The organism is Aureibaculum marinum, from assembly GCF_003813905.1.
GTDB classification, from domain to species: domain Bacteria; phylum Bacteroidota; class Bacteroidia; order Flavobacteriales; family Flavobacteriaceae; genus Aureibaculum; species Aureibaculum marinum.
The window spans coordinates 386,534-402,696 of the sequence record NZ_RPFJ01000006.1 but is presented as its reverse complement, the minus strand read 5'-3'; the positions used below and the strand labels follow the sequence as shown (position 1 = coordinate 402,696).

Here is a 16,163-nt window from a genome sequence, read left to right as displayed (position 1 = left end):
TAGAAAATCTTTACTTTTATAGAAAGAAAACCTAATTTGATTAAAGTCCTAATAATTATTTAGTCATCATCAGGCTATTACTTTTAACCCTTTATTACTTAGATGTATACAATTATTACCTTTTTTATCGTTTTATTAGGATATTTGCTTATTTTTAACACAAATTGCCCTATTTAATGCACTTAAAATCCTATTATAGTATTCTTTTTTTTTTGCTAGTCTCTTTGTTTGGTCATACACAAAATGGCAGTTCAAAAGAAACTACCAACCAAGCTTACTGCCCATTATCTGAAATTAAAATTGCTCCAAATTTTACAACAAAAAATAACTCTATAAATAGTATAACAATTAAAATTACTAATGGTTATCAAAAAAACAATGATCTATTAAAATTAACAGATGCTTTAAATCATTTATCAATTTCGTCTCGGTGGATTGTAGCCAAAGGAGAATTGGCTTTAACAGCTAATGAAAACAAGCCACTATCTGCTGAAAAATGGATTTCTGCCGTTAGAAATGTTGTGTTTACAAACAACAATCCTCAAGTTTCAGGAAAACGTACATTCTCTATTTCTGTAAATAAAAACACTATAAAAACACAACTATTTGTACCAACTGTTATAGAAGTTATCTCTGCAGAAAGATGTGGCCCTGGAAGTGTAACCTTAACAGCAAAAGCTGAAGGCGATGTTTATTGGTATGACTCTCCAACACTTGGTGTACCTATTTTTAGAGGTGAAAACTTTATAACTCCATTTCTTTCAAATACCACCACTTATTATGTAGTTTCTGGTACTTCAGATTGTCTAGACGGTAAAAGGACACCTATAACTGCTACTATATTAAATATACCTACCGCTCAAAAAAAGACTAAATTAGTGAATTGTGACGAAGATGGTGTTGCCGATGGTTTTACGTTTTTTAACTTAAAAGAAGCTACAAATTTTATAACATTGGGCTATACCGATGATGTAAATATTAGCTATTATTTAACAGAAGCAGATGCCCAAACAAAACGAAATGCTATAAAAAACCCTGATACCTTTAGTAATGAAAATGCAATTACAGTTTATGCTCGAATAGAAAACAAAGTGGGTTGTTATGTAATTTCCGACCTCATACTAAGCGTTTCAACCACCTCTTTTCCTGAGAGTTACCACCGTAATCTAGTCGGTTGTGACAACGACATGGTCAATGACGGAATAACTGCTTTTGACTTAACAATGGCAGGTACAGATTTTATAGCACAATTTCCTACGGAACAAAATTTAGAAGTATCTTATTATAGAAGTTTTATAGATGCTCAACTAGAAAAAAATAGAATTTTAAACGAAACAAATTATTTTAATAAAACTCCGTATAACGAAACTCTTTTTGTAAGGGTTGAAAATAAAGATAATGGTGCCTGCTTTGGTATTGGAGCTCATTTAACCTTAACAGTAATGCCTACACCTGAATTTAAGGTAAAACCAACAGAAATACTTTGTTGGGAAGAAGGTTCTGTAACTCTAGACATTCTTGAACCAAAAGACAGTTACCGTTACGAATGGTTTAAAGATGGTGTTTTTGTGGGCAACACCAGAACTTTAAAAGTGAAAGAAGGAGGCGAATACAAAGTTGTTGGTATATCTACTTACGGATGTAGATCTATACCAAGAACAATTAATGTAAGAGAAGTTAATATTGCTGAAGTTTCTTTTGATGATATTATGATAAATCAAGATATTTCAAGTAATACAATTACTATAAATGATAAAAACTTAGGCTTAGGTGATTATGAATACGCTCTTGATTCTATAGAAGGAGCATACCAAACTCAACCTATTTTTAAAAATGTATCTTCTGGTAATCATACAATTTATATAAGAGAAAAACATCAATGCGGAACGTCAAATATAAAAGTAACCGTATTGGAATATCCTAGAGTTTTTACACCTAATAATGATGGTATTGATGATTATTGGCAAATAACCGAAGGATTAGATGCTAAACTTTATACAATTACAAACCTTTCTATTTATAATCAATTAGGAAAACTAGTTGCTGAAATAAATCCATTTGATATCGGTTGGGATGGCAATAGCAAAGGGAAACCCTTACCAGAAGGTGAATACTCATTTGCTATAACTTTAATAGACAAATCTGGTAAAAAACAAGAACGAAAAGGCAATTTTAAATTAAATAGAAATTAACATGTAGTTTGTAATTACACGTTAATTATAATTTGCGTTTTTTAACACCTCTAAAATAAAAATTAAGATTGTTCTACTATTAACTTGACAAACACTATCCTATTCCCAATCAGGCATTAAACTATTAGAAAACAATAATACTCGCTCTCCACTTTCAGTAATTTTCTGAATATAAACATCCTTTTGAGAAATACCGTCATTGGATGTATTTACAAAAATAACATAGGCTTCATTTGGTGAAAAACGCACATCCAAATCATTAGTTCCAAGTTCTTTATTATCTTCTGATAAATCTATTACATTGTCAGTAGATAGATTATAAATAAAAATATGAGAGTCTAACTGTCTGTTTGAAACATTTTCAAAACCTGAAATATCTCTAGTATACAATAACTGCTGACCGTCAACCGAAATATTCAAACCTCCTGCGGCTCCAACTTCACCACTTAAAATATTTTTTAACACGTTTCCATTCATATCAATTGTAAAAATTTTAACACCATATCCATTGACGTCATTAGTTTTTAAAGCAATAAAACTTTCATCGAAACTCCAGTCTACTTCAGTTATAAAACTTCCATCTGTTGTTTGATAAATCTGTTGTAAGCCACTACCATCTTTATTAATTACATAGAGTTTATCAAAATTAGGATATAAAAAACGATCTCCATTGGCTGACCAAGCAAAGTCAATTTCATTTTGATTGAACCCAGCAACTGGAACAGCTGATGTTACTTTTTTTACATTAGAGCCATCAGGAAACATTGTAAACAAATGAGATTCAGTGTTCACAGTCCTTAGAAAACCAATTAACCCCGAGGCTTGATTTGCCCTTGGTCTCCAACTATTTTGATTATTTGTAGTTAAGGCTATTTCAGAAGTCCCCTCTTGATTGTTTGAATAAATAATAGTATTATGATAAATAGAATCCTTTTTCACATAAAAAAATCTATTTTCTGGAAATTGATTTACTTGGAACTTGTGCACAGCAGTTAAAACATCGTCATTAATACCATCAGAGACCGCAATTTGCCAAAAATATTTTACGCCATATCTTAAATTAGTCAAAGTATATGTTGTGTCAATTATACTTTCTACTTTTATAACACTATCATCATAATCATTTTTTACAATTATGGTATATTCTAATTCATCATCTTCATCAACATCTTCAGCAGAAAACCATGTTAACGGAACACTAATTGGCAATCCTGTAGCATTATCTACAGGACTATCAATAACTGGAGCTGATGGCGGTTTATTTAATGCGGTATCATCCTCTAATTCAAATATTAAATTAGTAGCATTGTCTGCAGTTACTGTGACTGCTTCAATTTTAGCTAAATACCCATCTTTTTCTGCTTGCCCAGAATAATCACCAGCTGGTACATCAAAAATTGTAAAATTACCTGTAGAATCTGTAAATGCAGTATTATTAGTTGGACTTATTGAAACTTTAACATTAGCAATTGGTTCAAAACTTTTTGCTTTAACAACCTTACCAGTAATTGTACCTTCTCCAATTGGATCTATACGATCTTCACTACAAGAGGTAAGCAACACTCCAGTAATTACAAAAAGAGTTATTATTTTATAAAAATGCTTCATTTTAGTAAGTTTTTAAATCCTTAAATACTAGTATTTAGTTTTTGCTCTATTGTAAGTTTGTCCTAGATATAAAGTAATTCCGACCCCAAATCTCCAATAATAATCATCTCGTTTTCCTGCTACCAAATTGTCTAAATTATCATCAAATAACACATTTTGCTCGCCATAGACCTTAAAACCGATTTTTTTTGTTAGTAAATATTCTAATCCTAAACCATATTGTAATTTAGGAGCATCGAATCCTTTTCCAAGCATTACTCCACCACCGGCAAATATGTAAGGACTCAACCGGTCGTAGGGCAACATAATATATTCTAAATTAGCGTCTAAAGCAGTAAAGGTTTTATTAAAAATATTCTTATTTCGTAATTTAAACACACTACCATTTACTCCAAAATTAAAATTGGGGCCAAAAAGAAAAGTTTTAAAACCAAATGTAGTTTGTAGCCCCATTCGCGGGTTTGCATAATCACCATCCATTAATGAAGTACCTGCCAAAAAATCAAATCCTGTTTTTCCTCTGCTATCTCTAAAATTTCTGTCTAACAATTTCGTAGATTCTGCTAATGCTTGTTCAGCTTGATAATCTGCCTTTATTTTATCAATCACTTTTTGTCCTCCTTTTGGTTGCCATAAACCATCTATAATACCTTCTATAATTAAATTTTCTACAGCTTTTTCAATAGCTTCTTTCACAGCCATTTGAGCAGGTTCATTTTGAGTAACTCCAGTTTCTACTTCTAACAATCGTTTTACATTAACATATCTAAATAAGCTAACATCAATAGCTTGTGAAAGAATTGTTTTAGAAATATAAACTGTTTTTAAGATTTTACCATTTGATGTAGAAACTGCTCTTAAATATATTGAAATGATATCTTGTCTGTACTGAGTAGAAGCACCTGCTCCAAAATATCGTGCTCCTGCACCACCAGTTATCATATTGGTATCATACGAAATTATACCACCTTCTAATAAAATTCCTGCAAAAAGTAATGGTGGCAAATTCCCTGTTTGGTCTACAGCAAGATTGTTTTTTCTATTGTATTCTTGCCTAGTTGAGCGAATAATCTGACGTTCGTTTAATAGATTACTAACATTTTCTCGTTCTATTGGTGTAAACCATTTAGAATCGTCAAGAGCTTTTATAAGAATAGAAGTAGCACCTTGAGTAACAGCAGTACTATAACTCACACCACCTTCTACCAATTTATATTGTCCAGTTTGGTCTCTAAATTTATAAACACCAACCTCAATAGGTTTAATAGGACTTATATTATTCAATCTACTTTTAAAACTAGTTTCTCCTATACGTGCAGGTTGTGTAGTTAGGGGCTGATTCATATAAGCTCCACAACTAGCAAATAGTAGTATTATCGCAAATAGCGATCCTATTTTTACTTTATTTAGCATCAAAAATTAATTTGGTATGAATATTTGTGATTGTTCTCCGGTATCTGTATCTAAAATACCTATTGACAAACCTGTACTAGTAGGTACCATATCCACTACCAAACTACCAAAGGTAAAGGTACCTTCTTTAAAAGATTCGTTTCCAAAAGTATTGGAAAATAAATCTCTTGATAATGAACTCAACAATTGTCTATTTAAAGTTTCTGTAAACTGCTCAAGCTCTGTAGATTGATTATTAGCGTTAGTCTCCTCTTTTAATTTATTTTGAGATTCTGCTGAACTCAACAACCAAGATGCATTAAAAGAATTTCCTCCTAAAAAGGAAGGGTTGATAGGACTATAAACGAGTTGTTGTGCGGTTAATATAGTAGGTATAAAAAATAGTAAAAAAAGTAATATTTTTTTCATTTCAATTGGGTTTAGAATCTTATTTTTCGCTTAGAAAACAATGCTCGTTGTTTAGCATAGTTGTTAATTGCCAGAATAGCTTGTTGTGCCATTACCTCCAAATATTCCTGTTTTGGATTTGTCATGGTTTTAAAAATATCTACATCATCAATAACAATAGTAATTTCACTACTTATACCTATCATTGGTTTTTCATTAACATGAATAATGAATGGGTATTTTAAACTACTAGAACTGTATTTCTGATAAAAATAATCATAAAAGTCTTTACCAAGTTTAGTAATTACATCGTCTACAACTAAACCAATCATTTCATAATTTTCAGCTTCAGCTTGATTAAAAGCCCGTTCTTTTTTATTAGAAATAACTAATGTGTCTTTTGATATTAAAAGTTTTTCTTTTCGAATATACAAGAACAATTTAATTTCTTCATCAGGTTGAATATTGATTTTTAATGTAGATAGCTTTTTACTTTCTTTAGGCGAAAGGGAAAATTTACCAGACTGAGAATTTTTAGACAAATTACCTGTCTTACCAGTTTTTAATGACAAAAGTAAGTACTCAAGATCTGACTGAAATATATCTTCTAAGTTTTCAGCATAACCTTCAACATCTATTAATCCTTCTGAATTATCTACTTTAAGATTAGCTTTTACAGCAATATGATTTTCTTGCCCGAAAAGAATTAAACAAAAAAAGAAACATAATATGGTCAAAGAAAATCGCATAGTTCTTGATTAATTTAGTAGGTAATGTTGATACAAATTTTATGAGTTTAGATAGTTATTAAATACACTTATTTATAATTAGTAATAAAAATATGTTGATTATTGGATTGTTGATTTATAATTAAATCTTTACTTAAATTATTCTCTCCATAAATGTAAACCCCATTATTATTCCCTTTTTGAAAAACCTGAATGTTACTATCTTTTGAACCATAATAGCTGATAAACTCATAAAAATTATCATTTCCTTGTTGAGAGACTTCCAATTTATTTTTAACTGACGTATTAATATTCATGTAATTATTATCTCCTATTTGGTATAATGAAGTTTGAGAAAGTAAACTATTTTTCTGATTAGATTCCTTATTTTTAACAAAATTATTACTCTGATTAAAATAGGCATTTATCAAAGCAGAATTATCGTCTTGTAATAACTGAGCATTACAAAATGATACAGTAACTAATAAAATTACAGAAGCTATATATTTTAAATTCATATTTTTTTGTAATAATTTGAAGACTAATCAAATATAATAAATAAAAATTAAAAGAAGCGAAAACTAAGTTTTCGCTTCTTTTTTAAATTTAGTTAGACTGAATTACACCAGCAGTATTTCCATTTCCAACTTGATGTACGGTATTAACATGATTTGCTCCAACTTGAATAGTTCCTGAAACATTCCCCATTCCATTTTGAAGAGAATAAACCTTGTTATTATTTCCAAACTGAGCTACTCCTGAAATGTTTAGAGTACCATCTTGAGTTATCCAAGCTCCATTACGATTTCCTAATTGAGCTACACCAGAAACATTGGATAATCCATCTTGATCAATTACAGCATTATTTCTATTACCTAATTGATAAATTCCACTTAAATTTGATATTCCATCTTGATTCACAGTAGTTTTATTTCTATTTCCTTCTTGCACTGAATGACTACTATTATTAGCAGTTAATAAAGCTAAAGTTTGTCCCTGATTTACGTCAGATTCATTAAGGTTTCCATCTTGCTCTTGAACTGAAACATTAGAAGCTCCGCTTTGAGTAGCTTCTACACGGTTGTCATTACCAACTTGAAACTGATATGCCTCATTACTATATGAATTAGCGTTTTGATTAACTGTAGCTCTATTTCTATTTCCATCTTGAACTTGTAATGCAAGATTATTGTTAGAAGCAAATAACCAAGAAGCATCATCTTGATTAACTTTAGCCACATTCTCATTACCATTCATTTGTGTTTGATAAGACTCGTTATCAAAACTTTTTTGGAAAGAATAAGCTTCATTATCATTACCGCCTAATTGATATTGCTCTGCATAATTATTTTCAGCATAATCACCATCTCCACCTTGATGAATTAATGCATAATTGCGGTTACCACTTTGAAATTGTGAAGCATAATTTTCTCCACTATAGCTAGATAAGTTCTGGTAAATATCTGCATGGTTTTTATTTCCAAATTGTGTTTGATAAGCTTCATTAAACTCATCACCTTGAAAAATATGAGCCCAGTTACCATTACCATATTGCTCTTGATAAGCCGTATTGATAAAACTAGAATTATAGTTTTGCCCAACTATAGCTTCATTATTACGTCCATCTTGATATTGATCTGAAAAATTTCCAAAACCTTCTTGAGTTGATTTTGCTAAATTATTGTAGCCATATTGCTCTTGATATGCTTCATTTAACAAACCATCTTGGTTTATCATGGCAGAATTCATAGTACCTGATTGGAAAACTTCACCATAATTAAATGCTCCTGCTTGGTCAACATCAGATACATTCTTGTTCCCATTTTGTGAAACCCATGTAAAGTTGTCGTTGTCGACTTGATCTACATATGATTTGTTTTGGCTACCAATTTGACCAACCAAGGCGGCTTGATTAGTCCCAGTCTGGTTAACTGTACTCTCATTACCCTGAGCAAAGGAAATACTAGTTGCACCTATAACAAGTGCAGCAATCATTAAATTTTTCATTGTAAAAAATTTTAAGTTAAAATTAAAGTTTAATATAAAGTTAGTTCATACGTTTTATAAAGTTTTAAGACCTTATAGAGCATATGTAATTAATTAAATTTTCTTTTTTTTAAATTTAATTAATGGGTCAAAAAAAATAGAGTTACTTAAAATTTTTGCTAACAAGCAAGCACAACCTTATTTTTTCCATAAAAGCATAAAGCTTCATAAAAAATAAGTAATTAGATAAACCTTAATTTCTAAATTTATCTAACAGATCCAAACAATAATGTAGAGTTACTTAAAATTTTTGCTACAAAGTAAACATAACAATAGCAATAAAAAGTTTTGAATTTTAATTCTGTATTCTTTTTCATAGCAAATTAAAATAAATAACATCTTTTTAATACATTTTTTACATAATAAACACCTTAATTTATTAAGACTTTAAGAAAAATATATATTAAAATTATTTGAATTTTTTGCTACAAAGCAAGTGTGAAGAATGCAATAGAAATTGGTTGATTGTAATCTTGTTGTCTTTTTCATAGCAAATAAAATCAATAACACAACAAATTTAACATTTTTTTTCAATTAATCAAACCCAACTAAAAAAAAGGGGGAAAACACCCGTTTAAAAGGGGAAAAACCCCTTTTAAAAATTTCAACCTACAACACTAATAATCAACAAAATAAAAACAAACATTCAAAATAACCTCCTAGTTAGCAGGTAATATATGATAAAAATTACCATATTAATATAAGAAAGACTTACAGAGATTTTTTTAACAATTATCATAAAATATGACATGTTATTTTGCTAGAAAACTGATTAAAAACACAAAAATAACGTTCAAAAAATTACTTCTATAAACACAGTACTATCTCCTATTTTTATTGTAAAATTCTATCAAAATAATTTTTAATAAAAACTTGTGTTATTACAAATTTTTAACAAACCAAATAAACATTTATTACAGGCATTGTTATTATTTGGTATAAGATGCGTCTATTTTAATTCTTTCTCTTAAAATTTTCGATACGGATTATCTAAAAACTCATTAACCTCTTCTTCCAAAAATTTTCCATTTTTGCTATCCCAATGTAAAGTTTTATTTGGAAAACGACCAGCAATTACTCCTAACAAAATAGTTTCAGTTAACCTTGAAGCATATGAAAACGGTGCAGAACATTTGCCTTTACCTAAACAAGCATCTACAAATTCATGATAATGTTTTAGGCTATCTTTATCATAATCACTTACAGGCTCTCCTAATGTAGCATATTTTGAAAGGTCTAAATCTAAATATTCCCCATTAACAATATGTCTAGGTAGTAACATAAAATGTGGTAATAATAGTCGACCTTTTTCACCTACAAACATAGCTCCTTGATTTGGTAATTTTTCATTATTTGGCAACATTAAGTCTTTATGTTTTTTAGGAGCTCCTTTACCATCATACCAATGCCATGACATTTCTTCTGTAGTATATTTTGTTCCTGGAAAAATATAGGTTACCTCATTTTGTTCAGGAAAGCCAACTCCATTAGGTTTTCTACATTTATTTTTAATTGTTTTGGGAACATCTAATTCTAACGCATTATAAGGTGTATCAAAAATATGCACCCCCATATCACCTAATGTACCACAACCAAAATCTAATAATTTACGCCAATTCATAGGATGATAAAAGCCTTTCTTATAAGATCTTTCCTCAGCTGTACCTAACCATAAATTCCAATCTAACGTATCTGGAATAGGATCTACATCTTTAGATAAAGTCCCATCATATCCCCAATTTTTGGGAGACCATGCATGAACAGATTTTACTTTTCCGATTATTCCATCTCTAATTAATAAGGTAGCTAGTTTATAATCATAAAAAGAATGCACTTGAATTCCCATCTGAGTCACCAAATTTTTCTCTTCAGCAATTTTTCTCATTACTCTAGCTTCAGATACAAGGTGTGTTAATGGTTTTTGACAATAAACAGCTTTTCCTTTCTCCATTGCCATAATTGATGCTGGAGCATGAGTGTGATCAGGAGTAGAAACTACAACTGCATCTATACCTTCAGACATTTCTTCAAACATGACTCTATAATCTGCATATGTTTTAGCCGCAGGATGTAATTTTTTTGCATCAGCCAAATATTTAGAATCTACATCACACAATGCAACTATTTCAACCATTGAGTGTTTAGATATAGCCTCGAGATCTGCAGCCCCCATATTACCCACTCCAATTTGAGCAACTCTTAATTGATGCTTATTTTTGGCCAAAGACCAAACAGAACCTGGCATAGCTGTTACAGCTGCTAATGCCACTGCACTTTTTAAAAATGTTCTTTTATCCATAATGAGTAGCTTCTATAATTTTCTTATTTTAATATTTCTAAACCAAATTGGACTCGAATGATCTTGAAAGCCAATATAACCAGTTTTAAATGAGCCATAAAGTTCTTCATTTTTCCATTTACCAGCATTTTTTCTAGCATACCAATCTTCAGACCAAGGAACAAACTCTAAAACTTTTTTACCATTTAACCAATGTTCAACTTTTTCTGATGTAAAAATTATCCGAGTACTATTCCACTCTCCAGCTGGATTTAATTGTTTTACTTCTGTATTAGCAGGATACATTGCATAGTCAGCCGCAGTAGCTTGTAAGGGATGTAATTCTGAAGGGTTTTCGTAACCTAAACTAGTGTTATATTCGGTTAAATCATGAATTTTAGCATAATTTTCATCATCAATCAATTGATATTCTGGAGCAATATCTGGAGGACCTGCATTTGGAATATTTTCTTTTAAGTGATAAAAAATACCACTATTACCACCTTCTGGTATTTTCCACTCTACGTATAATTCAAAATTATCAAATTCTTCATCTCCATAAATGATATCTTTTCCTCCAGTATAGTCTTGCTCTAACCCTAGTTCTGTATCAAACGTTAAAACACTATCTTTTACTATCCATCCTGGAGGCATTGCATCTCCATTATAAGCTCGCCAACCTTTAGTATCTACACCATTAAAAAGAGAAATCCAATCTTCTGAATTTTCCATCTCTTTTTGTGCTACTTCTTTATTTTGATGATTATTTTTCTCTTTTTTACAAGAAAAAGCTATAAACAAGATTAATAAAACTGCAATTTGTTTTTTCATAAGTTTGATTTTTGTTGTTGAACGCTAATATCTAAAACAAACTTCTATACAAAACCAATTGATTACCTATTTATAAAAAAGAATAGGATTTTATAAAAGGAAAAAATTGTTAGAATTTTTATTACTCTACCAAAATTTCATCAATAAATAAAAACACACCTCCATTTGAAGGGGTTTTCTTTAAATTAGTAGCAATAACTTTAATAAATTTTGTTTTAGTTTCTCCAAATTTAATAATAAAATCTTTTAAGACTGCATCTTTATTTTCTGTATATGGCCTTTCTACTTTGCCTAAACTTTTAAATTTTGCACCATCATTAGAAGCTAAAACTTCTATTTTTACTGGAAAATAAATTCCTGGCCCTTGATTTTCCATAGATCCAACAGTAACTTTACTAACAGAAGTTGGTTCTTCAAACTCAATAACTACATCCATATCATCTTGTAACCAAGCCTGCCATTGTCCGTCATGGAAATTTTTAGACCCCCTTAAACTATTCACTAACGTATATTCTCCACTTCCTTTGTATCTATTATTATAAGGCGTTAAATACTCAACTTTTTTAGCTATAGCTTTATGAAATTTTATGGTATCTGTATATATACTACCAACTGGTTTATTATTTTCAAACAACGAAGCTTTTACTATAGTTGATTTATCAATCTCAATTGGTTTTTTATAAGAAATCGCATCACTATTTATATCACCTTCTCCCAATACATAGCGTATGTCTGAATTTGGAAATTCGTTTTTCAACTCCATACTTACTGCTTTTTTTTCAAGATTAACATCCATCTCTGCAGTAACTAAATATGCACTTTTAGAATAATTAATACCTAAAGCTTCATATCTTTTAAATTGAGTTTTTAATCTTTTTGTAAAATCGTTCCAATCTCTCAATTTTATTGGTGACCAAATTGCTTCTGATAATGCTGATAATCTTGGAAAAATCATATATTCAGAATGTTCAGTAGTTGGTATATATTCTGCCCACAAGTTAGCTTGACCACCTAATACATGCTTGGCTTGTTGTTCAGTCATTTCTTCTGTAATGGGATTAAACTGATACACTTTGTTTAAAGGCAAATATCCTCCTTGGGCAATAGGCTCAGCATCCTGAGGACCTTGATAATGGTCGAAATAGCAAAAACTACCAGGAGTCATAATAACATCATGTCCTTGTTCTGTAGCTTCCACTCCCCCTTTAAACCCTCTCCAACTCATAACGGTTGCTTCAGGAGCTAGACCACCTTCTAAAATTTCATCCCAACCTATTAATTTTTTTCCTTTACTATTAATAAACTTCTCTATACGTTTTACAAAATAGCTTTGCAGTTCTTCAACATTTTTTAATCCTTCACTTTTCATTCTTCGCTGACAATCTGGACATTTTTCCCATTCAGTTTTTGTTGCTTCATCACCTCCAATATGAATATATTTAGAAGGAAAAACTTCCATGACTTCTAACAGCACATCTTCTAAAAATTGAAAAGTTGTTTCTTTCCCTGCACAGTAAATATCAGTAATTGGCCAAACACCTCCAGAAGGAACAGCTACAGGTTTTCCATGACAAGACAAATGTGGATAAGCAGACATAACACAAGTTACATGAGCTGGCATTTCTATTTCTGGAATTACTTCTACATTATTTTTCTTAGCATAAGCAACAATTTCTTTAAGTTCATCTTGGGTTAAAAATCCTCCATAGGTTCCTTTTTGTTCAGGATTGTTTTTATTTCTTGCATTCCAATGTTTATTTTCTTGATCTACTCTCCAAGCTGCTACCTCAGTTAACTTTGGATATTTTTTAATTTCCATACGCCACCCCTGATCATCAACTAAATGAAGATGTAATACATTCATTTTATGCATTGCCAATCGATCAATAGTTTTTATAATATATTCTTTAGGAAAGAAGTGTCTAGATAAATCTAACATTAATCCTCTATATTTAAAACGTGGATTATCTTTAATTTCAACTGATGGTAAAATTAAATTAGCGACATTACTTCCATAAATTTCTGCAGGTAATAATTGCAACATACTTTGAACCCCATATAAAAAACCACCATAACTATTTGCAGAAATAGTTATTTTTTGATTATTAATGGATAAATGATAAGCCTCCTTTTCTAAGTTATCAGCTACCTGAAATTCAATAACATTGTTATCTTGCACATCATTTTCTATAAAACCAATTTCTATATTTGCAGACAATTTTACTTTATCTACTAGAATATTAGCAACACTCTTTAAACTATCATGAGCTACTATTTTAGTAGCAGCATCAATTTTAAATGAGCCTTTATTTAAAGTTACCTCTACTGGTTTGGGTATGATATTAATATCATTTTCAGTAAAAACTATAGATTTTTCTTTACAAGAAATTGCAAACAATACAAAAATTAATAGGATACTAATATTTTTCATAATTTAATTTTTAATTGGAGTATCAGCCATTTTAATTACTAGTTTTCCACCTTTTAAAATGTCTGAATGGTTTATTGTTGTCTTATTTAACTTTTGCCCATTTAAGGTAATAGATTGGATATATATATTTTCTTTTGAATTATTTAGCACTTCTATTTCAAAAAATTTTCCGTTTGAGAGATTCAATATTGCATTTTCTATAATTGGAGAGCCAAAACTATAAACACCTGTTGCTGGATTAACTGGATAAAAACCCAATGCACTAAAAATATACCAAGATGACATTTGTCCACAATCTTCATTACCACAATGTCCATCAGGCGAATTCTGGTATTGTGATTCTAAAATTTGTCTGATTATTTTCTGAGTTTTATAAGGTTTATCAATATAATTATATAAATATGCCACATGATGACTGGGCTCGTTACCATGAGCATATTGACCAATCATACCTGTACTAAAAATAGGTAATTTATCTGTTGGTAATGGATTTAAAGTGAACATAGAATCTAATTTCTCTTCGAAGCGTTTATTACCCCCTGTAATTTCTATGAGCCCTTCTATATTATGAGGTACTGACCAAAAATATTGCCATGCATTACTCTCACAGAAATAAGGAGAATAATCTTTAGGTATAAAATCATTTATAAACCTTCCATTTGATAATTTAGGACGCATAAAAGAGCTAGACTTATCATAAACATTACGCCAATATTCAGATCGTTTTATAAAATATTCATAATCTTCATTTTTATTCAGATCCTTCGCAAATTGAGCAATACACCAATCGTCATAAGCATATTCTAAGGTTTTAGAAACCGACCAATTTTCGCTTTCTTCATTAACTGGAACATAACCTAATTCTCTGTAAACATCAATTTCTCTAGCATTATCCATAGCACTTGTTTTACAAGCTTCATAAGCTAAGTTTATATCAAAACCTTTAATTCCTTTAAAATAAGCATCAACAATAACTGGTACAGCATGATAACCTATCATCATATTTGTTTCATTTCCTTGCATTGACCAAACAGGTAACAAGCCCGTTTCCTTATAGTGTGCCAACATAGATTTTATAAAATCCGTTACTCTATTTGGATGTAAAATTGTATATAAAGGATGAGCAGCTCTGTACGTATCCCAGAGAGAAAAAGTATCATATCTATCAAAACCTGATGCTTTCATTATTGTATCATTAGCTCCTTTATAATTTCCATTATGATCACTTAATAAAGTAGGTGCTAACATAGATTGATAAAGCATGGAATAAAAAATATGAGTTTGCTCTTCGGTAAGCATTGTCACTTCAATTTTTTGAAGTTGTTTTTCCCAAATATCATCTGCTTTTTTTCGATAATTATCAAAATTAAAATTAGGAGCTTCTAATTCTATAGACTTTTTTGCCCCTTCTATATTTGCTGTTGAAAGTCCTGTTTTTAATACAATTTGTTCATTTTCTTTAAGATTTTTATAATTTAATACAATTTTAGTATTTGTACCTTTTGTGGGAGATTCTACCAGAGTATCATTTTTATACAAATGATAAGAGTCAAAATCTTTAGAAAGTTGAATTGTAAAATAAATTCTTTGATCTCTTGCCCAGCCTGTTGATTTTCTATATCCTTCAATGGTATTTTTATTAACGACATTAATATACGTATCTGTTGGGCGATCCCAATTTAAAGCATATCCCAAATCGATATGAATTTGCGATAGACTATCTTTTGGAAAAGTATAACGATGAATACCTGTTCTATCTGTAGCTGTTAATTCTGCTTTGATATTATAATCTAATAAATCTACAGCATAATATCCTGGGGAAGCCTCTTCTTTATCATGTGAAAAATTTGAAAATGGTTTAAAGCTATTTTCTTTGATTATTTTATTAGATCTGCTATTTGTAGGCATTACTAAAATATCATACAAATCACCTGCACCTGTACCTGACAAATGTGTATGAGAAAAACCAGAAATAATTGAATCTGGGTAAAAATAACCTGCAATCCTATCCCAACCAGCAATACCAATATCTGGACTTAATTGTACCATCCCGTAGGGCACAGTTGCTCCCGGATAGGTATTTCCAGGACCATCAGTACCGATAAATGTATTCACATAAGAAGTTAATTTTTTTTGTTTTTTATTTTCTTGTTTTGAACACCCTATCGCAATAAGTACTATTAAAATAAGTAATGTTTTTACTTTTAGCATTTCGTTCAATTTTAATTTATCAGAAAACATGAGAGGAT

11 protein-coding genes are annotated in these 16,163 nt (G+C 30.2%); 1 reads left to right on the top strand and 10 read right to left on the bottom strand.

What is annotated here, in order from left to right; translation table 11 throughout:
- Positions 1-176 precede the first annotated feature (176 nt).
- Entirely contained in the window at positions 177-2,192 is a 2,016-nt protein-coding gene (locus tag EGM88_RS06365; protein WP_123897126.1) for a T9SS type B sorting domain-containing protein, read from the top strand.
- Between the two features lie 99 nt (positions 2,193-2,291).
- Here the strand turns inward: EGM88_RS06365 and EGM88_RS06360 are convergent, their stop codons facing one another.
- The 10 genes from EGM88_RS06360 to EGM88_RS06315 form a co-directional block, all read right to left on the bottom strand.
- Positions 2,292-3,800, bottom strand: a complete 1,509-nt coding sequence (locus EGM88_RS06360; protein ID WP_123897125.1) for a carboxypeptidase regulatory-like domain-containing protein — start codon at positions 3,798-3,800, stop codon at positions 2,292-2,294.
- A gap of 27 nt (positions 3,801-3,827) precedes the next feature.
- Positions 3,828-5,213 (bottom strand): CsgG/HfaB family protein, encoded by a 1,386-nt coding sequence (locus tag EGM88_RS06355; RefSeq protein WP_123897124.1) that lies wholly within the window; start codon positions 5,211-5,213, stop codon positions 3,828-3,830.
- Between the two features lie 6 nt (positions 5,214-5,219).
- Positions 5,220-5,621 carry a curli assembly protein CsgF gene (locus EGM88_RS06350; protein WP_123897123.1) on the bottom strand — a complete coding sequence of 134 codons (402 nt, stop codon included), beginning with the start codon at positions 5,619-5,621 and terminating at the stop codon, positions 5,220-5,222.
- An 11-nt stretch (positions 5,622-5,632) separates the two neighbouring features.
- The gene (locus EGM88_RS06345) at positions 5,633-6,349 is read right to left on the bottom strand and encodes a CsgE family curli-type amyloid fiber assembly protein (protein ID WP_123897122.1); all 717 of its coding nucleotides are present in this window, start codon (positions 6,347-6,349) and stop codon (positions 5,633-5,635) included.
- 68 nt (positions 6,350-6,417) lie between these two features.
- Positions 6,418-6,846: a hypothetical protein gene (locus EGM88_RS06340; RefSeq protein ID WP_123897121.1), complete on the bottom strand. Its 429-nt coding sequence runs from the start codon at positions 6,844-6,846 to the stop codon at positions 6,418-6,420.
- Positions 6,847-6,934: 88 nt separating this feature from the next.
- Positions 6,935-8,335 carry a hypothetical protein gene (locus EGM88_RS06335; protein ID WP_123897120.1) on the bottom strand — a complete coding sequence of 467 codons (1,401 nt, stop codon included), beginning with the start codon at positions 8,333-8,335 and terminating at the stop codon, positions 6,935-6,937.
- Between the two features lie 1,006 nt (positions 8,336-9,341).
- Positions 9,342-10,673 carry a Gfo/Idh/MocA family protein gene (locus EGM88_RS06330; protein ID WP_123897119.1) on the bottom strand — a complete coding sequence of 444 codons (1,332 nt, stop codon included), beginning with the start codon at positions 10,671-10,673 and terminating at the stop codon, positions 9,342-9,344.
- A gap of 12 nt (positions 10,674-10,685) precedes the next feature.
- The gene (locus EGM88_RS06325; protein WP_123897118.1) at positions 10,686-11,483 is read right to left on the bottom strand and encodes a 3-keto-disaccharide hydrolase; all 798 of its coding nucleotides are present in this window, start codon (positions 11,481-11,483) and stop codon (positions 10,686-10,688) included.
- Between the two features lie 121 nt (positions 11,484-11,604).
- The gene (locus EGM88_RS06320) at positions 11,605-13,914 is read right to left on the bottom strand and encodes a beta-N-acetylhexosaminidase (RefSeq protein ID WP_123897117.1); all 2,310 of its coding nucleotides are present in this window, start codon (positions 13,912-13,914) and stop codon (positions 11,605-11,607) included.
- A gap of 3 nt (positions 13,915-13,917) precedes the next feature.
- Positions 13,918-16,125 carry a GH92 family glycosyl hydrolase gene (locus tag EGM88_RS06315; protein ID WP_123897116.1) on the bottom strand — a complete coding sequence of 736 codons (2,208 nt, stop codon included), beginning with the start codon at positions 16,123-16,125 and terminating at the stop codon, positions 13,918-13,920.
- Between the last annotated feature and the right edge of the window lie 38 nt (positions 16,126-16,163).